Raw genomic sequence first — 17311 nt, 5'->3', positions numbered from 1 at the left:
GCGCGGGGGCAGCGGTCGAACACCCGACCGGACCCCTGCGGATGCGGGAGCGGGCGAACCGGGTGACCCTGCCAGTACCAGGAGGTCACGATGCGTTCAGGTCCCATTGCTCTCCGTGCCGCAGGGGCGGCCGTCATTCTCGTACTGGCACCCACGGCCGGTACCGCCTTCGCCGGAGGCGACGTCAAGGTCACGGTCACCCCGTCCACCGCCCGCCCCGGTGCGGACGTCGACGTCCGTGTGCAGGGCTGCAAGGGCACGACCGGCGCCGCCAAGTCCAAGGCGTTCGTCGCCGACGCCGAGCTCACCGGCCGTGACGGCGGCGACTACCCCCTCTTCGGCGACACGACGATCAAGTCGGGCATCGAGCGCGGCACCTACAAGGTGAGCGTGACCTGCGACGGCAAGGAGCATCGTGACGTCGGCGTGGTCCACGTCGAGAAGCACAAGCCCGAGCCCACGCACGACCCCACCCACCAGCCGACGCACCAGCCGACGCACCACCCCAGCCCGTATGCCCCGGTCCGGGCCGGTGGCGGCGGCGCGGCCCTGGCGGTCCCGGCGGTACCCGTGGCACCGGGGGTCGCTCAGACCACCAGCGAGAACGGCCTGGGTACGCCGTACACCCTGGTCGGCCTGGGCCTGGCCGCGGTCGCTGCGGTGGCCGTCGCCTTCCGCAGCGCACGCCGCCGCCGGGCGGGCGACTGAGGTGTCCGCCGGATCCGGGAACGGGTCCGACCCCGACACGGGTACTGCTACTGGCACCGGGTCGGGCCACGGGCGGATGGTGACCGGCGCGGCCTGGGCGGTCCTGGTCCTGGGGCTCTGGCTCTGGGGCCGGGAGATCGCCGACGGAGGCGCCCCGGCCCCCGCCAACGGCGACATCGCGGCCGTCGGCCGCCCCCTCGGCGCGCCCCTGCCCCCGGCGCACCGGCCCCTGGCGCCCGCCGAGCCGCGCCGGGTCGAGATCCCCTCGCTCGGGATCACCGCGCCGGTCGTCGGGCGCGGCCTGGACGCGTCGGGCGCGGTCGACCCGCCGCCGTTCGAGATGCCCCATTCGGTCGGCTGGTTCCGTACGGGTACGCAGCCGGGCGCGGAGGGCGCGGCCCTTTTCGTCGGCCACGTCGACACCGAGACCCGGCCCGCCGTCTTCTACGGCCTCAGCGCCGCTCGCCCCGGCGCCACGGTGCGGGTGACCCGTACGGACGGATCGGTCGCCGAATTCACCATCGACGACGTCCGCGTCTATCCCCGGGACCGCTTCGACGCGCGGAAGGTCTACGGACAGCACCAGGCCGACCGGGCCGAGCTGCGCCTGATCACCTGCGGCGGCACCTTCGACCGGGTGACCGGGACGTACACGGCGAACGTGGTCGTCTCCGCGTATCTGACGGGCGCGCGGGCGGGGACGGCGTAACGCCTTCTCGCGGATCGGCGGGTTTGACCACCGACGACCTTCGGCCACTGATCACCGGGGTCACCGGGCCCGGCCGGCGGGCCGCGGTCCGCGCGGCCCGACGGCCGGGCCGGCCTCGACCGCGGGCGCGCGGGCTGCGGGAGGAGCCCGGCGCCGGCGCGGGAGGTTCGGGTTCCGCAACTCTAGAACGGGCGTCAGGCCCGGGCCCAGAGCATGGTTCCGCCGCGCGAAGATCGACTGGTTCCGTACGGGAGTTCAGCCCCCCCGGCAGCCAACGGGCCAGCCGGGATGGGCGGTTGGGGCGGAAGGCGCCGAGCGGCCGGGATGGCCGGAACGTGACCGAGACGCTACGGAGCGGAGTCGTGGCCGGGTGCCCCTTGGTGTACGAAAACGATCGAAGCCCCTCACCATCGGTGAGGGGCTTCGACTGCGCGTGCGCCGCCAGGGACTCGAACCCCGGACCCGCTGATTAAGAGTCAGCTGCTCTAACCAACTGAGCTAGCGGCGCGTGCTGACCTGGATAACTCTACCCGACGCCCAGGGGTGCTCCTGACCAATACCGGTGCTCCCGGCCTGTCGGATGGTCGTATCAGGCCTTCGATCCGTCAAAATGCGATATGTCCGGACAGTTGAGACACTGGCGCCCGTGCACGAGCGCCCAAAGATCTTGACGAGTGTGGAGGGGAATCGCATGAGTGTGCCGGTCTTCGAGGAGTTCGAGCCCGCGGCCGACTGCGGCTGCGCGGGCTGCGCCCAGCAGCGGCGCGATCTTGCCCTGGGCCTGCCCGTCCGCGCGGGCGGCCACCCGGCGGCGCACGGGGCGCGCCGCGCGCTGGTCCTGGTGACCGCGGCGGGCGTGGCCCTCGGCGCCGGGGGCGCGAGCGCGCTGGCCCTGCCGGGGGACGGCCCGACCGCCCCGGCCGGTCTGCTCGCGGACCTGGACGCCGCCGGTCCGGTCGACGACACGCCGCAGGGCGGCGCGGGGCCGCTCCACGGAGCGCCCGGACCGGGCGGCCAGCCGGCGCCCGGCGCGACCCCGACGAACAGTCAGATCTCCACCGGGTCCCTGCGGAAGACCACCCGCGCCGAGATCATCAACCGCGCCAAGCGGTGGGTGAGCGCCCAGGTCCCGTACTCGATGGAGCGGTACTGGTCCGACGGCTACCGCCAGGACTGCTCGGGCTACATCTCGATGGCGTGGAACCTGCGCGGCAACGAGTGGACCGGCAGCCTGGACCGCTTCGGCGAGCGGATCGACCGCACCGAGCTCCAGCCGGGCGACATCCTGCTCTTCCATAACCCGGCCAACCCGACCAAGGGCTCGCACGTCACGATCTTCGGCGGCTGGACCGACTACACCCACACCTCGTACATCGCGTACGAGCAGACCAAGCCGCGCACCCGGCGCCAGGCGACACCGCTGGCGTACTGGAACAACTCCACCCGCTACGTCGCCTACCGCTACAAGGGCGTCGTCAGCGGCGGCAGCGCGGGAGGCGGCTCGTCCACGACGGTCACGCCCTACCCGGGCTCGGAGATGTTCGGGCCCGGCGCGAACAACGCGTACGTCACCCGGCTCGGGCAGCTGCTCGTGCAGCGCGGCGGCAAGAAGTACTACAGCCAGGGCCCCGGTCCGCGCTGGGGCGAGGCGGACCGCCGGGCGGCCCAGGCGTTCCAGCAGGCACAGGGCTGGAAGGGAGCGGAGGCGGACGGGATGCCCGGGCCGCAGACCTGGCGCCTGCTGGTGGCGGGGCAGGGGCGCAGCATCGGCGGTTCGAGTGGTTCGGGGGGCTCGAGCGCGAATGTGCCGGGCTTTCCCGGGCGTGGCTACTTCCGTCCGGGCCAATCCAACGCATATGTGGAGAAGCTGGGCAAACAGCTGGTGAAGCGGGGCTTCGGCAAGCACTACCTGTCGGGTCCCGGTCCGCGCTGGGGCGAGGCGGACCGTCGCAATGTCGAGGCGTTCCAGCGGGCGCAGGGATGGCGCGGCGGCGCGGCCGACGGCTACCCGGGCCCGGAGACCTGGCGGCGCTTGTTCCGATGACCCCGAGAGCATGAGGTGGACTCCATGACCGCAACGACCCCCAACCCGGATTCGGGAGCGGCGGCCAGCCGCGACGCGGCCCGGACGGCCCGCCGTATGACGACGGAGCCGCGCACCCCGAGACCCACGGGCCACCCGCCGGAGCCCGGCGCGGACCGCCCCGAGGGCGCGTGGGTCGGCGAGGAGTGCGCGGGAGGGGGTACGGCGCCTGGGGAGGCGCCGGAGACCGCGGCGGCTCAGGCGACCCCGGGCCCGGGCCCGTCGGCTGTTTCGCTTACGCGCCCGGAGTCTTCGGCCGGGTCGTCTGCGGGGCAGGTGCCGTCGGCTGTTTCGCCTGCGGGCCCGGGCCCGCAGGCTGTTTCGCTGACACGCCCGGGGTCCTCGGCCGGATCGCCTGACGGGCCGGGCCCGTCGGACGCGGCGGCTCCGGCGGAGCCGGGGCCCCACGCCGACGTGCCTCGCTCGGAGAACGGCGCCCCAGGGGCTACCGCGGTGACGGACCGTCATGCTCCGGCCGCAGCCCCCGGGGCCCCGGAGTTCCGGCTCCGGGTGGAGGGTGCCGTCGGTGCGACGCCTTCCGCCGCCCAGTGGGTGGCGCCCCGGCCGGGCGCGGCGCGCGCCCGCGCCGCCACCGCCCCCGGCGGTCCGGCTGCCGAAGCCCGTACGGTCACCCCCGCCGCCCCCAAGCCGGCCCCCCTCCCCACGGCCCCCGGCGCGCCCACCCCCGTGACCCCGGCCGCCCCCACCCCGAAGCCGGCCCCGCTCCCCACCACCCCCCTGGCACCCGCCCCCCACGTCCGACCCGTCTCCACCTCCAAGCCCGCCTCCAAGCCCGCCTCCACGCCCGCCTCCACGCCCGCCTCCACGCCCACCCCCGCCCCCGATCCGCGGCGGCTCGTGCGCGGGAAGGTCGGGGTCGTCGCACTCCCCGTCGCCGCCGAGGCCCCCGTGACCGTCGTGCCCGTCGCGGCCGAGGCGCAGGTCCTCACGCGGCCCCTGGTGCGGCGGAAGAACGTGATCGGGGCCGAGACCACCGGGTCGATCCCCGTGCACCTGCTCTTCCGCGAGGAGCCCGGCGCCGGCGCCCGTACCGACACCGACCGAACCGATGACGACGGCGGGCCCGCCACCGTCGCCATGTCCCCGCCCTCCCCGCCCTCCCCGCCCACCCCCAAGCCCACCATCCCCGCCCCCACCCGCCCCAAGGCCTCCCGCCCCGCGCCCACCGCCGACCCCGAGCTCGTCGAGCGGGAGGGGGCCGTGCTGCCCGGGTGGATCGGGGTCGTCGGCGGGGTGTTCGCGCTCGCCTGGTGTGCCGCGATCCTGTGGTGGACCGGGGCTGTGCCCGACGAGCTCGCGCGGATGCTCGGGCTGCCCCCGCAGCCGTACAACGGCATCCACCTCGGCCAGTGGGCGCTCCTCGCCCTCGGCGTCCTGGCCGCCCTGTTCACCCTCGGCGGCGTCGGCCGCGGCCGGGTCGGTTACGCCTTGGTCCTCACCCTCTTCGGCGAGTACCGCGGGACCGTCCGCCGTACCGGTCTCGTCTGGGTCAGCCCGCTCCTCCTGCGCCGCCGGGTCGACGTCCGCCTCCGCCACTGGCGCAGCGAGCCGCTCCCCTCGGTCGACGCCAAGGGCACCGCGCTGAACGTCGTCGTCCTCGTCGTCTGGCGCATCCGGGACACCGTCCGCGCCGCGCTCGGCGTCGACGGGCACGAGGAGTACCTGCGCGAGCAGGTCGAGGCGGCGATGGCCCGGGTCCTCTCCCAGCTCCCGGCCGACGCCTTCCACGAGGACGCCCCGACCCTGCGCGACGCGGAGGCCGTCGGCGAGGCGCTGACCCGGATGCTCTCCGCCGAGTGCGCCCCGGTCGGCATCGACGTGTTCTCGGCGCAGCCGACCCGGATCGAGTACGCCCCGGAGATCGCGCGGGCGATGCAGCGCCGCCGGATCGCCGCGATCGACGCCAAGCACCGGGACAGCGTGCTGACCTCCGTCGTGGACGCCGTGGACGACGTGGTCCACCGGCTGACCACGCGTGGTCTCGTCGAGCTGGACGACTACGAGCGCAAGGCGCTGGTCAAGGACCTGACGGTGGCGTTCTACACCGGCAGGACCGGTCCGATGGAAGGCGCGTGACCGGTATGGACATGGTGAACTTCCGTCAATACCTTGGTACTTGGTCTAGACCGGAATAGGCACTACCGCACAAGCGAACCACCCAGACGCACCACTCACACGCACCACCCTCCGCACGCGTGCAGCACGGCTCGGAACTCCCCCACGTTCATCAGGAGCGACAGCATGCGCAAAAAGATAGGCGTGGCGGCGGTGGCGCTCGGCGTCGCCGGCGCCGCCCTCTTCGCCACCAGCAGCGCCTCCAGCCACGGATACACCGACTCCCCGATCAGTCGTCAGAAGCTCTGCGCCAACGGCACCGTGACCAACTGCGGCGGCATCCAGTGGGAGCCGCAGTCGGTCGAGGGCCTCAAGGGCTTCCCCGGCGCCGGACCCGCCGACGGCACGATCTGTGCCGGCGGGAACTCCCGGTTCGCCGAGCTCGACGACCCGCGGGGCGGCGCCTGGCCCACCACCAGGCTCACGGCGGGCCAGAGCCACACCTTCCGCTGGCAGTTCACCGCCCGGCACAGCACCACCGACTTCAAGTACTACATCACCAAGAACGGCTGGAACGGCAGCCAGAAGCTCACGAGGGCGGCCCTCGATCCCCAGCCGTTCCTCACCGTCCCGTACAACAACGCGCAGCCGCCGGCCACGCTCTCGCACGCCGGGACCCTCCCGGCGGGCAAGACCGGACGCCATCTGATCCTGGCGGTCTGGACGATCGCGGACACCGGGAACGCGTTCTACGCCTGCTCGGATGTTCAGTTCTGACGTAGCGTCAGTTACCTTCCGGCGTATGACGGACGTCCGGCGTACGACGGAACCCACCGTGGCGGAGCTCGTGCGGAGGCAGTGGGGCGACCACCGGGTCGGACTGAGGGCGCGGAACACGGCCCTCAGCCATCACCAGGTCGCCGCCGGGGCCGCCGCACGGGCCGCGCTCCTCGTCGATCTGCTGCCCCGAGGTGCCGAGCCGCACCTCGGGGTACTCCTCGACAACACACCGGAATTCCCGCTCTGGCTCAGCGCGGCGGCCCTCGCGGGGGCCGCCGTCGCCGGCATCAACCCCACCCGGCGCGGCGCCGAACTGGCCCGCGACATCACGCACACCGACTGCCGCGTCCTGGTCACCCAGCGCGCGTACCTTCCCCTGCTCGACGGGCTTCCCCTGCCGGGCGTACGCGTCCTCGTCACCGACACCGACGCCTACCAGGAGCTGCTCACCCCCTACGAGGGCGCGAAACCGGGCGAGGCCGTCGTCCGCCCCGTGCGGCCCGACAGCCGGATGCTGCTCTACTTCACCTCCGGCTCGACCGGCGCGCCCAAGGCGGCGATCTGCAGCCAGGGCCGGCTCGCGGCCGCCGGACGCTCGCTCGTCGCCCAGTTCGGCGTACGACCCGAGGACGTGCACTACGTCTGCATGCCGATGTTCCACGGCAACGCCGTCATCGCGGACTGGGCCCCGGCGCTCGCCGCCGGTGCGTCCGTGGCGCTGCGGGACCGTTTCTCCGCCTCCGGCTTCCTGCCGGACGTACGGGAGTTCGGCGCGACCTACTTCACGTACGTCGGCCGGGCCGTCCAGTACCTGCTGGCCACCCCGCCCCACCCGGACGACCGCGCGCACCCGCTGCGGCTCGGCTTCGGTACGGAGGCGGGGGCGGTGGACGCGGCCCGGTTCGAGGCCCGTTTCGGGGCCCGGCTCGTCGAGGGCTACGGCTCCTCGGAGGGCGGCGCGGCGATCCCGCGGACGCCGTCCACCCCGGCCGGCGCGATCGGGCGGGCGGCGCCGGGGGACGACCTGGCGGTGGTGGACCCGGAGACGGGGGAGGAGTGCGCGCCCGCGATCCTCTCGCCCGAGGGCCGGCTCCTCAACGCCTCCGCCGCGATCGGCGAGCTCGTCAACCGGGGCCGGAACCCGTTCGAGGGCTACTGGCGCAACCCCGAGGCGGAGGCCGCCCGGCTGCGGGACGGCTGGTACTGGACCGGCGACCTCTTCTACCGGGACGCCGACGGCTTCCTCTACTTCGCCGGGCGCACGGACGACCGGCTGCGGGTCGACAGCGAGAACCTCGCGGCGGCCGTCATCGAGCAGATCCTCGCCCGCTGGGAGCGCGCGGCGGGCGTCGCCGTCTACGCGATACCCGACCCGGTCGCTGGGGACCAGGTGATGACGGCCATCGCCCTGCGCGAGGGCGCTGCCTTCGACCCGGCCGCGTTCGCGGAGTTCCTCGCCGCCCAGCCGGACCTGGGCACGAAGATGCCGCCACGGTTCGTACGGATCGTCCCGAGGCTTCCGCTGACCGCCACCAACAAGATCCACCGCGTGGGCCTGCGCCGGGAGTCCTTCCTCTGTACGGACCCGGTCTGGTGGCGCCCGGCGCCGGGCGACCCGTACACGCGCCTGACCCCGGCGGCGCTCACCGACCTCCGTGCCGCGTACGAGGCCCACGACCGCTCGCCCCTCGGCCACGAGGCCTAAAAGGGGGGTAGGGCCAGGCCTACCCCCGTACACCCACCAGACCGATGGCCGCGCCCCGCGGCCCCCGCCTACCGTGAACCCCATGACGCCCCGAACCCCCTGGCAGGCCCTCACCCGGGCCCGGTATCCGCGGACCCGCTGGCCCTGGCGGTCGGCCGGGTATCTGGCGACCGGGGTGGTGACCGGCGTCCCCGCGCTGCTCGTGCTCGTGGTGCTCGCCGTCTTCTCGCTGGTCCTGGTCGGGCTTCCGCTGCTGCTCCTCGCCGGGGTCGCCCTCGGCGGCCTCGAACGCCGGCGGCTCCGGCTCGTCGACCTCGACCCGGCCGCCGACCCGCACCGGGTCCCGGGCACCCCCGGGCTCGGGGCCTGGCTCCGGGTCCGAGCCCGGGAGCAGGCGACCTGGCGGGAGTTCGCGTACGCCGTCCTGCACGCCACCGTCCTGTGGCCGCTCGACCTGATCGTCCTCGCCGTCGCCCTCGGGCTGCCCGCCGCGCTCATGGCCACGCCCCTCCAGCTCGCCGCCGACGGCCACGAGGCCAAGGTCGTCAAGACCGTCCTGGTCACCTCGTATCCGCAGGCCTTCGCCGCCGCCCTCCTCGGGGTCGTGCTCCTCGTCGCCCTGCTCTACCCGCTGGGCGCGCTCGCCGGGGCCCGCGCCGCGCTGAGCCGGGTCCTGCTCGCGCCCCGCGAGGCCGAGCTGCGCGCACGGATCGGCGAGGTCACCGCCTCCCGGGCCCGGCTCGTCGACGCCTTCGAGGCCGAGCGGCGGCGGATCGAACGCGACCTCCACGACGGCGCCCAGCAGCGCCTGGTCGCCCTCGCCATGACCCTGGGGATCGCCCGGCTCGACGCCCCGCCCGGCCCGCTCGCCGACCAGCTCGCCCGGGCCCACGACGAGGCCGGCCGGGTCCTGACCGAGCTGCGCGATCTCATCCACGGCATCCACCCCCAGGTCCTCGCCGACTACGGCCTCGGCGCGGCCCTCACCGACGCCGCCGACCGCTCGGCCGTCCCCGTCACCACAGACGTCGAACTGCCCCGGCTGCCCACGGCCGTGGAGAGCGCCGGATACTTCGCCGTCAGCGAGGCCCTCGCCAACATCGGCCGGCACAGCGGCGCGGGCCGCGCGACCGTCACCGCCCGGTACGGCGACGGCTCCCTGACGCTCACGGTCGAGGACGACGGGCGCGGCGGGGCCGATCCGGGCCGCGGCACCGGGCTCACCGGACTCGCCGACCGGCTCGCCGTCCTCGATGGCACACTGACGATCATGAGCCCGCCGGGTGGGCCGACCGTCCTACGAGTGGAGATCCCGTGCCGACCGCTGCCCGAGACCGAGACCGCGCCCTCCGGGTCGTCCTCGCCGAGGACAGCGTCCTCCTCCGCGAGGGCCTGATCGGGCTGCTCGCCCGTTTCGGCCACGAGGTCGTCGCCGCCGTCGGCGACGCCGACGCGATGCGTGCGGCGGTCACCGCGCACGATCCGGACATCGTCGTCACCGACGTCCGGATGCCGCCCGGTTTCCAGGACGAGGGGCTCCGCGCCGCCGTCGCCCTGCGCGCCGAACGCCCGGACCTGCCCGTCCTCGTCCTGAGCCAGTACGTCCAGCGGACCTACGCCGCCGACCTCCTGGACGCCGGCGACGGCACCGGCGTCGGCTATCTCCTCAAGGACCGGGTCGGCCAGGTCGAGGAGTTCCTGGACGCCCTGGTCCGGGTCGCCGACGGCGGCACGGTCGTGGACCCGGAGGTCGTACGGCAGCTGCTGCGGCGCCGCCGCGATCCGCTGGCGGCGCTGACCCCGCGCGAGCGCGAGGTCCTCGGGCTCGTCGCCGAGGGGCACTCCAACGGGGAGATCGCCCGCCGGCTCGTCGTCACCGAGGCGGCCGTCGGCAAGCACATCGGCAACATCCTGGGGAAGCTGGACCTGCCGCCGGCGGAGGAGACCCACCGCCGGGTCCTCGCGGTCCTCACGTATCTGCGGGCCTGACGCTCTTCGGGACACGAAGAAGCCCCCCGCTTCCGCGAGGGGCTTCTTCCGTCTGTGCGCCGCCAGGGACTCGAACCCCGGACCCGCTGATTAAGAGTCAGCTGCTCTAACCAACTGAGCTAGCGGCGCCTGCTGACAGAGAAAATACTACCTGGTCCTCGGGGGTGGTTCCGACCACCACTCCTGAGGGCCGGGTCACACCGCTCCGATCCGCTCCGTCCGGCGCTGACCTGCTCAGATCGCCAGGGAGAGCACCACCGGAGCCGCTCTGCGGTTCAGCGTGTCGGCCGCCGCGCGCAGCCGGTGGGCGTGCTCGATCGGCAGCGAGAGCGCCAGGCAGCCCACGGCCGCGCCGGCCGTCAGCGGCACCGCCGCGCAGACCGTGCCCACCGCGTACTCCTGGAGGTCGAGCACCGGGACCGTCGCCGGCTGGCTGTCCAGCTTGGAGAAGAGCACCTTCTCGTTGGTGATCGTCCGGGAGGTGAGCCGGGCGATCTTGTGGCGCGAGAGGTGGTCCCTGCGGCCGTTCTGGTCCAGCTGGGTCAGCAGGCACTTGCCGACCGCGCTGGCGTGCGCGGCCGAGCGGAAGTCCACCCACTCGTTGACCTTGGGCGTGCGCGGCCCGTCGGCGAACTGGGTGATCTTCACCTCGCCGTCGATGTACCGGCTGATGTAGACCGCGGCGCCGACGGAGTCGCGCAGTTCGGTCAGCGTCTCCTGGAGCTTGCCCTCGAGCGCCTCGCGGCGGGTGAGGCCGGAGCCCAGGAGGACCAGGGAGTCGCCGATGACATAGGCGCCGTCGGCGACCTGCTCGACGTACCCCTCGCGTCGGAGCATGAGCAGCAGAGAGGACAGATGGGCGACGGGCAGACCGGTCTCACGAGCGATCTGGACGTCCGTCACCCCGCCACCGTGCCGTGAGACCGTCTCAAGGACGCGCAGGGCGTATTGCACCGAGTGGAACGGCGCAGTGGGCTCGGGCTTCAGCGCCACGGTTTCCCCCTACCAGGTTGTGACCGCAAGCTTCCGTACCACGATAGCCGTCAAGCTCCCTTTTCGGGGCGGCTGTTGGCGAGATTGATGCGGCGCCCCAGCGCCGTACGCTGGGGCGCATCACCTTGGCATATGCCATAGTCAAAGAACCTTACGAGAGCCTCAGGTCAGAGCACCGCGCCGAGAAACTCGCGAGTACGCGCGTGCTCAGGATCCGAGAAGATTTTTTCCGGAGAACCGGACTCGATCACCCGTCCCGCGTCGAACATCAGGACCTCGTCCGAGATGTCCCGGGCGAAATTCATCTCGTGCGTCACACAGATCATGGTGATGTCGGTCGTCGACGCGATCTCCCGGAGCAGATCGAGGACGCCGGCCACCAGCTCGGGGTCGAGAGCGGAGGTCACCTCGTCGAGCAGGAGCACCTTCGGCTCCATCGCGAGCGCCCGTGCGATCGCGACCCGCTGCTGCTGCCCGCCGGACAACTGCGCGGGCCTGGCCTCGCACTTGTCCGCGAGACCGACCATGTCGAGCAGTTCCCTGCCGCGCGCCTCGGCCTCCTCGCGGCTCTTGCCGAGGGTCCGGACCGGCGCCTCGGTGATGTTGCGCAGGACGGACATGTGGGGGAAGAGGTTGAAGTGCTGGAAGACCATGCCGATCTTCTTCCGCACCTCGCGCCGGTGCTTCTCGTCGGCCGGGTAGAGCTTCCCGCCGTTGACCCGGATGGTGCCGGCGTCGGGCTTCTCCAGGGTCATCAGGAGCCGCAGGATCGTCGTCTTACCGGAACCGGAGGGTCCGATCAGGGTGACGTGCTTGCCGGTACGGACCGAGAAGTTGAGATCGTCGAGGACCGTCTGGTCCCCGAAGCGCTTGGTGACGTTCTCGAAGCGGATGAGCTGTTCAGTGGGCAAGGCGGCGCTCCAGGGTGCGGACGAGAAGGGAAGCGGGATACGCGATCAGGACAAAGGCCACCCCGACCACCGTGAGCGGCTCGGTGTACTGGAAGGTGGCGGCGGACTCCAACCGGGTCTGCTGGAGGAGTTCGAGCACACCGATTCCGGCCAGGATCGGGGTGTCCTTCAGCATCGCGATGACGTAGTTGCCGAGCGCGGGCGTGATCCGGCGCAGGGCCTGCGGCAGGATCACCGTCAGCCAGATCCGGTGGCGCGGCAGGCTCAGCGCCTTCGCCGCCTCCCACTGCCCGACCGGTACGGCGTCGATGCCGGCCCGGTAGACCTGCGCGGTGTACGTCGAGTAGTGCAGCCCGATCGCGAGCGTGCCAGTGGCCAGCGCGGAGAACTGCACGCCCCACTCCGGCAGCACGAAGAAGAGGAAGAAGAGCTGCACGAGCAGCGGAGTCGTACGGACGAACTCGGTCACCGCCTGCACCGGCCAGCGCACCAGCCTGCTGCGGGCCCGGAAGCCGAGCGCCCAGACCAGGCCGAGCGAGAACGAGATCAGCGAGCCGAGCACCAGGACCTGGAGGGTGACGAGCACCCCGTCCCAGAAGCGCGGCAGGAAGTCCACGACCGCGGACCAGTCCCAGTTCACTTGGCCACCACCCCCAGGTTCGCCTTGGTGCGCCTCTCCAGCGCCTTCATGGAGCGGGTGATCGCGAGCGCGATCACGAAGTACACGAGCAGGGTGACCGTGTAGATCCCGCCGCTCTCCTGGGTCGCGAGCCGCACCAGGTACGCGGCGAAGGAGACGTCCCCGACGCCGAGCAGCGAGACCAGGGCGGTGCCCTTGAGCAGCTCGACCAGCAGGTTGCAGAAGGACGGGATCATCTCGGGCACGGCCTGCGGCAGCAGCACGAGCCGCAGCCGCTGCCAGGGCGTGAGGCTGAGCGCGATCCCCGCCTCGCGCTGCGCGTCGGGCACGGCGTTGAGGGCGCCGCGCACGATCTCGGCGCCGTACGCCCCGTAGGAGAGGCCGAGCGCGAGGATCGCCGCCCACATCGGGACGAGCTGCCAGCCGACCAGTGGCGGCAGGACGAAGAACAGCCAGAACATCAGGATCAGCGCGGACGTGCCGCGGAAAACCTCGGTGTAGAGCCCGGCCAGGAAGCGGACGGCGCGGGAGCGGTGCGTACGGGCGGTGCCGACGGCGAAGGCGACCACGGCGGCGAGCGCGGTGGAGGCGATCAGGAGCTGGAGGGTGATCCAGATGCCGGGCAGGACCCAGTTCTGCCAGAGTCCGGCGGTCATCGGCACAGCTCCTCGGCGGTCAGCGTGGTCATCTCGGCCTCCGTGAAGCCGAAGCGCCGCATGATCCGGAAGAGTTCGCCGCTCTTCTTCATGCGGTGCAGCTCGGTGTTGAAGGCGTCCCGCAGGGCGGTGTCGGTGGGGCGGAAGGCGAAGCCGCCGCCGTCGACCTTCCGCTTGCCGTCGACGACGGCGGCGAAGGGCGCGGTGGCCTCCGCCTTGCTGGACTTGCGGACCACCGAGCGGGCGGTCAGCGCGGTGCCGGCGAAGACGTCGACGCGACCGGACTCGACCGCGTTCAGGCCGGCGACCTGGTCCTGGAGGATCACGATGTCCTTCTCCGGGTAGCCGGCGGCGACCGCGTACGCGATCTCGGCGTACCCGCTGCCGGTCGCGAAGCGGGCCTTGGAGCGCACCACGTCCTCGTACGAGTTGAGGTTCTTCGGGTTGCCCTTGCGGACGATGAAGGAGTCGAGCATCTGGTACTCGGGGTCGGCGAAGACCACCTGCGCGCAGCGCTCCTTGTTGATGTACATCCCGGCCGAGACGACGTCGAACTGCTGCGAGCCGAGTCCGGGGATGAGCGAGGCGAAGTCCGTGGCGACCGGCTGGACGTCCTGGATGCCGAGCCGCCCGAAGATCACTCGGGCCAGCTCGGGGGCCTCGCCGGTGAAGGCGCCCTGCTCGTCGACATAGCCGTACGGCACCTCGCCCGCGATGCCGAGGCGGACGGTGCCCTGGGATCTGAGCCGGCCGAGGGTGTCGCCGGAGGCGACCCGGGCGCACCCGGCCGCCGCGGTCGTCGCGGCGGCCGCCGTCCCCCACAGGACCGTCCGCCGTCGTATCTGGTTCGTTGATCGAGGCATGGGCGCGCGGCTACCCGAAGCCGAACGGGTCATTCCTTCGGAATAACCGGAGACTGCCTCCTGTTCTGGTCCTGCGTACACACGTCTGAGCGCAGAAGGGTCGGCACACGGTGAGCGACGCGATTCGGGGCACGGCACACGGGGACTCGCCCGTGCCGCTGTCCGTACTGGACCTGGTGACCGTCGGCAGCGGCAGGACCGCGAGCCAGGCGCTGGCCACCAGCGTCGAGATCAGCAAGCTCGCCGAGCGCCGCGGCTACCACCGGCACTGGGTCGCCGAGCACCACTCGATGCCCGGCGTCGCCTCCTCCTCGCCGGCCGTGATCCTGGCCCACCTCGCCGCGCACACCGAGCGCATCCGGCTCGGCTCGGGCGGCGTCATGCTGCCCAACCACGCCCCGCTGGTGATCGCCGAGCAGTTCGGCACGCTGGAGGCCTTGGCCCCCGGCCGCGTCGACCTCGGCCTGGGCCGCGCCCCCGGCACGGACGGCGCCACGGCGGCCGCTCTCCGCCGGACCCGGACCCTGAACGAGGGCGCGGACGACTTCCCGCAGCAACTGGCCGAGCTGACCCGGTTCCTGGACGACGACTTCCCTGACGGCCACCCGTACTCGCGCATCCACGCCGTGCCCGGACCGGTGCAGGGGCCCAAGGGGCGGCCGCCGATCTGGCTGCTCGGCTCCTCCGGCTTCAGCGCGCGCCTCGCCGGCACGCTCGGGCTGCCCTTCGCCTTCGCCCACCACTTCTCCGCCCAGAACACGATCCCGGCGCTCGACCTCTACCGGGACTCCTTCCGCCCCTCGGCGGTCCTCGACGCGCCGTACGCGCTCATCGGCGTCGCCGCGCTGGCCAACGACGACGCCAAGGAGGCCCGCCGCCAGGTCCTCACGGGCGCCCTGTCGATGCTGCGGCTGCGCACCGGCCGGCCCGGCCTGATCCCGACGCCCGAGGAGACGGAGGCGTACCCCTTCAGCCCGACGGAGCGGGAGTTCGTGGAGAGCTGGCTCGCGAACATCGTGCACGGCACGCCGGACGAGGTACGGACCGGTCTGGACGATCTGCGCAAGCGGACCGGGGCCGACGAGCTGATGATCACGGCCAACGCGCACGGCGGCGATGTCCGGCTGCGGAGCTACGAGTTGATCGCCGACGCGTACGGGATGCCGCATCTGGACTGACGTCCCCAGGGCCTGTCCCAGCCGCCTCCGGCGCGAATTCCTTGGTCGGCTGGTTCAGTCCGGAACCGTCGACTCCGTTCCCATAAAGGAACCTTAAACCGCTCGTCACCCATGGTGGCGGGCGGTTCGTTTTTGTGCTGCACCGCTCTGACAAGGGTTTTCTCCCGCCAATTGGTCTAGTCCTTGATCTGGTTCAGACCATTGACGTGCTGTTCACGCAGCGGCTATCACTTTGCCAACCGCCGTACCACGTACCCCTCGTATCCCCCTCGGAGGCCGCACGTGCACCCCCGTAAGCCCTTGATCGCCGCGCTCGTGAGCACGGCCCTCGCCGCAGGCGCGCTCGCCGCGACCGTCGGCATCGGCTCCGCCTCGGCAGCCGGCTCCGCCACCACCGCCACGGCGGCCGCCGACGGCAACGTCCGCATCGCGTACTACGACCAGTGGAGCGTGTACGGCAACGCCTTCTACCCCAAGCACCTCGACACTCGGGGCATCGCGAGCAAACTGGACATCATCAACTACTCGTTCGGCAACATCCACCCCACTGAACTCACCTGTTTCGAGGCCAACAAGGCCGCGGGTGACGACAACAACCCCAACGCGGGTGACGGTGCGGGCGACTCCTACGCCGACTACCAGAAGTCCTTCGGCGCGGCCGACAGCGTGGACGGCGTCGCCGACACCTGGAACCAGCCGATCGTGGGCGTCTTCAACCAGTTCAAGGAGCTGAAGGCGAAGTACCCCCACCTGAAGATCAACATCTCGCTCGGTGGCTGGACCTACTCCAAGTTCTTCCACGACGCGGCCAAGACCGACGCCAGCCGCAAGAAGCTGGTCTCCTCCTGCATCGACCAGTACCTCAAGGGCAACCTCCCGGTCGAGGGCGGCTACGGCGGCCCCGGCACCGCGGCCGGCATCTTCGACGGCATCGACATCGACTGGGAGTACCCCGGCTCCTCCGGCGGCCACCTCGGCAACCACTACGGCCCCGAGGACAAGCAGAACTTCACGCTCCTGCTCGCCGAGTTCCGCAAGCAGCTCGACGCGTACGGCGCGGCCAACGGCGGCAAGAAGTACATGCTGACCGCGGCTCTCCCGGCCGGCCAGGACAAGATCAAGTACATCGAGACGGACAAGATCGGCGCGTACCTCGACTACGCGAACATCATGACGTACGACATGCACGGCGCCTGGGACGGCGACGGGCCGACGTACCACCAGTCGCCGCTCTACTCCGGCGCGAACGACCCGACCGACCCCATCGCGCCGGGCACCGAGAAGTACTCGATCGACAACGCGATCGACTCCTGGATCGACGGCAAGCCGGCCTACGGCATCGCGGGCGGCTTCCCGGCCAACAAGCTGACGCTCGGCTACGAGTTCTACTACCGCGGCTGGAAGGGCGTCCCGGCGGGCTCCGCCAACGGCCTCGCCCAGTCCGCGACCGGCGGCTCCAACGCCCGCCCGCTCAGCCAGCAGGCCGGCATCGCCCACTACAAGGAGCTCGGCGGCGTCGTCGACAACGCGGCGAGCACCTTCTGGGACGACCAGGCCAAGTCCTCGTACTTCTACAAGGACGGCGAGTTCTTCACCGGCCTGAACCAGAAGTCGATCCAGGCCCGGGTGGACTACGGCAAGCAGCGTGGTCTGGCCGGCGCGATGATGTACTCGCTCCTCGGCCTGGACAACAACATCACCCTGCTGAACCAGATCAACGACGCGCTCGGCGCCACCACGACCCCGCCGACCACGCCGCCCACCACCCCGCCCACGACGCCTCCGACCACCCCGCCCACGACCCCGCCGACCACGCCGCCCACCGGCTGCGGCTCGGTCCCGGCGTACGTCGCCGGCACGGTCTACAACGGCGGCACCGTCGTCTCCCACAACGGCCGTAAGTGGCTCGCCCAGTGGTGGACGCAGAACGAGACGCCGGGCACGACCGGCGAGTGGGGCGTCTGGAAGGACCAGGGCGCCTGCTAGCTCCCCGCTGAACCACCCATGAACCGCTGCCCCC

At 72.1% G+C, this 17311-nt stretch carries 15 protein-coding genes and 2 tRNA genes; 10 read left to right on the top strand and 7 right to left on the bottom strand.

From position 1 onward, the window contains the following. Positions 1-90 precede the first annotated feature (90 nt). A complete protein-coding gene (locus AB0F56_RS20840; RefSeq protein ID WP_362011687.1) occupies positions 91-708 on the top strand; it encodes a hypothetical protein in 618 nt (205 codons plus the stop codon). A 76-nt stretch (positions 709-784) separates the two neighbouring features. Continuing rightward, the gene (locus tag AB0F56_RS20835; RefSeq protein ID WP_362011988.1) at positions 785-1417 is read left to right on the top strand and encodes a class F sortase; all 633 of its coding nucleotides are present in this window, start codon (positions 785-787) and stop codon (positions 1415-1417) included. Between the two features lie 434 nt (positions 1418-1851). Here the strand turns inward: AB0F56_RS20835 and AB0F56_RS20830 are convergent. Next, a tRNA-Lys gene (locus AB0F56_RS20830) sits at positions 1852-1925 on the bottom strand. A 183-nt stretch (positions 1926-2108) separates the two neighbouring features. Here AB0F56_RS20830 and AB0F56_RS20825 point away from each other — a divergent pair. The 6 genes from AB0F56_RS20825 to AB0F56_RS20800 all read left to right on the top strand — a co-directional run bounded on the left by AB0F56_RS20825 (position 2109) and on the right by AB0F56_RS20800 (position 10050). Then, positions 2109-3461: a peptidoglycan-binding protein gene (locus tag AB0F56_RS20825; RefSeq protein ID WP_362011684.1), complete on the top strand. Its 1353-nt coding sequence runs from the start codon at positions 2109-2111 to the stop codon at positions 3459-3461. 492 nt (positions 3462-3953) lie between these two features. After that, on the top strand, positions 3954-5597 hold the full coding sequence (locus AB0F56_RS20820) for an SPFH domain-containing protein (protein ID WP_362011681.1): 1644 nt from the start codon (positions 3954-3956) through the stop codon (positions 5595-5597). A 165-nt stretch (positions 5598-5762) separates the two neighbouring features. After that, positions 5763-6353, top strand: a complete 591-nt coding sequence (locus AB0F56_RS20815; protein ID WP_362011679.1) for a lytic polysaccharide monooxygenase auxiliary activity family 9 protein — start codon at positions 5763-5765, stop codon at positions 6351-6353. Positions 6354-6378: 25 nt separating this feature from the next. Then, a complete protein-coding gene (locus AB0F56_RS20810; RefSeq protein WP_362011676.1) occupies positions 6379-8061 on the top strand; it encodes an AMP-binding protein in 1683 nt (560 codons plus the stop codon). Between the two features lie 82 nt (positions 8062-8143). Then, complete coding sequence (locus tag AB0F56_RS20805) at positions 8144-9457, top strand: sensor domain-containing protein (protein WP_362011674.1); 1314 nt, start codon at positions 8144-8146, stop codon at positions 9455-9457. Continuing rightward, positions 9376-10050: a response regulator transcription factor gene (locus AB0F56_RS20800; RefSeq protein ID WP_362011671.1), complete on the top strand. Its 675-nt coding sequence runs from the start codon at positions 9376-9378 to the stop codon at positions 10048-10050. The genes AB0F56_RS20805 and AB0F56_RS20800 overlap by 82 nt, the downstream gene beginning before the upstream one ends. Positions 10051-10105: 55 nt before the next feature. Here AB0F56_RS20800 and AB0F56_RS20795 read toward each other — a convergent pair. From AB0F56_RS20795 to ehuB, 6 genes are all read right to left on the bottom strand, one after another. Beyond that, positions 10106-10179 (bottom strand) — tRNA-Lys (locus AB0F56_RS20795). Between the two features lie 105 nt (positions 10180-10284). Next, positions 10285-11043 (bottom strand): IclR family transcriptional regulator C-terminal domain-containing protein, encoded by a 759-nt coding sequence (locus AB0F56_RS20790; RefSeq protein WP_362011669.1) that lies wholly within the window; start codon positions 11041-11043, stop codon positions 10285-10287. 167 nt (positions 11044-11210) lie between these two features. Beyond that, the gene (ehuA, locus tag AB0F56_RS20785; protein WP_362011666.1) at positions 11211-11954 is read right to left on the bottom strand and encodes an ectoine/hydroxyectoine ABC transporter ATP-binding protein EhuA; all 744 of its coding nucleotides are present in this window, start codon (positions 11952-11954) and stop codon (positions 11211-11213) included. Beyond that, positions 11944-12594 carry an ectoine/hydroxyectoine ABC transporter permease subunit EhuD gene (gene ehuD, locus AB0F56_RS20780; protein WP_362011663.1) on the bottom strand — a complete coding sequence of 217 codons (651 nt, stop codon included), beginning with the start codon at positions 12592-12594 and terminating at the stop codon, positions 11944-11946. Before ehuD ends, ehuA begins: the two co-directional genes overlap by 11 nt. Beyond that, on the bottom strand, positions 12591-13250 hold the full coding sequence (gene ehuC, locus AB0F56_RS20775; protein ID WP_362011661.1) for an ectoine/hydroxyectoine ABC transporter permease subunit EhuC: 660 nt from the start codon (positions 13248-13250) through the stop codon (positions 12591-12593). The genes ehuD and ehuC overlap by 4 nt, the downstream gene beginning before the upstream one ends. Continuing rightward, positions 13247-14113, bottom strand: a complete 867-nt coding sequence (gene ehuB / locus AB0F56_RS20770; RefSeq protein WP_362011658.1) for an ectoine/hydroxyectoine ABC transporter substrate-binding protein EhuB — start codon at positions 14111-14113, stop codon at positions 13247-13249. Before ehuB ends, ehuC begins: the two co-directional genes overlap by 4 nt. A gap of 110 nt (positions 14114-14223) precedes the next feature. On the opposite strand from ehuB, the gene AB0F56_RS20765 reads away from it, so the two are divergent. Next, positions 14224-15291 carry an LLM class flavin-dependent oxidoreductase gene (locus AB0F56_RS20765; protein ID WP_362011655.1) on the top strand — a complete coding sequence of 356 codons (1068 nt, stop codon included), beginning with the start codon at positions 14224-14226 and terminating at the stop codon, positions 15289-15291. A gap of 282 nt (positions 15292-15573) precedes the next feature. Further along, positions 15574-17277 (top strand): glycosyl hydrolase family 18 protein, encoded by a 1704-nt coding sequence (locus tag AB0F56_RS20760; RefSeq protein ID WP_362011652.1) that lies wholly within the window; start codon positions 15574-15576, stop codon positions 17275-17277. Positions 17278-17311: the final 34 nt, after the last annotated feature.

The organism is Streptomyces sp. NPDC026092 (genome assembly GCF_040638605.1).
GTDB lineage: Bacteria > Actinomycetota > Actinomycetes > Streptomycetales > Streptomycetaceae > Streptomyces.
This window is presented reverse-complemented; position numbering and strand designations above follow the sequence as displayed.

Bases quoted from the DNA above. Each gene is read 5' to 3' on its own strand.
- AB0F56_RS20835 (WP_362011988.1), top strand. From the start codon at position 785: ATGGTGACCGGCGCGGCCTGGGCGGTCCTGGTCCTGGGGCTCTGGCTC.
- AB0F56_RS20840 (WP_362011687.1), top strand. From the start codon at position 91: ATGCGTTCAGGTCCCATTGCTCTCCGTGCCGCAGGGGCGGCCGTCATT.
- ehuC (WP_362011661.1), bottom strand. From the start codon at position 13,250: ATGACCGCCGGACTCTGGCAGAACTGGGTCCTGCCCGGCATCTGGATC.
- AB0F56_RS20815 (WP_362011679.1), top strand. From the start codon at position 5,763: ATGCGCAAAAAGATAGGCGTGGCGGCGGTGGCGCTCGGCGTCGCCGGC.
- ehuB (WP_362011658.1), bottom strand. From the start codon at position 14,113: ATGCCTCGATCAACGAACCAGATACGACGGCGGACGGTCCTGTGGGGG.
- AB0F56_RS20825 (WP_362011684.1), top strand. From the start codon at position 2,109: ATGAGTGTGCCGGTCTTCGAGGAGTTCGAGCCCGCGGCCGACTGCGGC.
- AB0F56_RS20810 (WP_362011676.1), top strand. From the start codon at position 6,379: ATGACGGACGTCCGGCGTACGACGGAACCCACCGTGGCGGAGCTCGTG.
- AB0F56_RS20805 (WP_362011674.1), top strand. From the start codon at position 8,144: ATGACGCCCCGAACCCCCTGGCAGGCCCTCACCCGGGCCCGGTATCCG.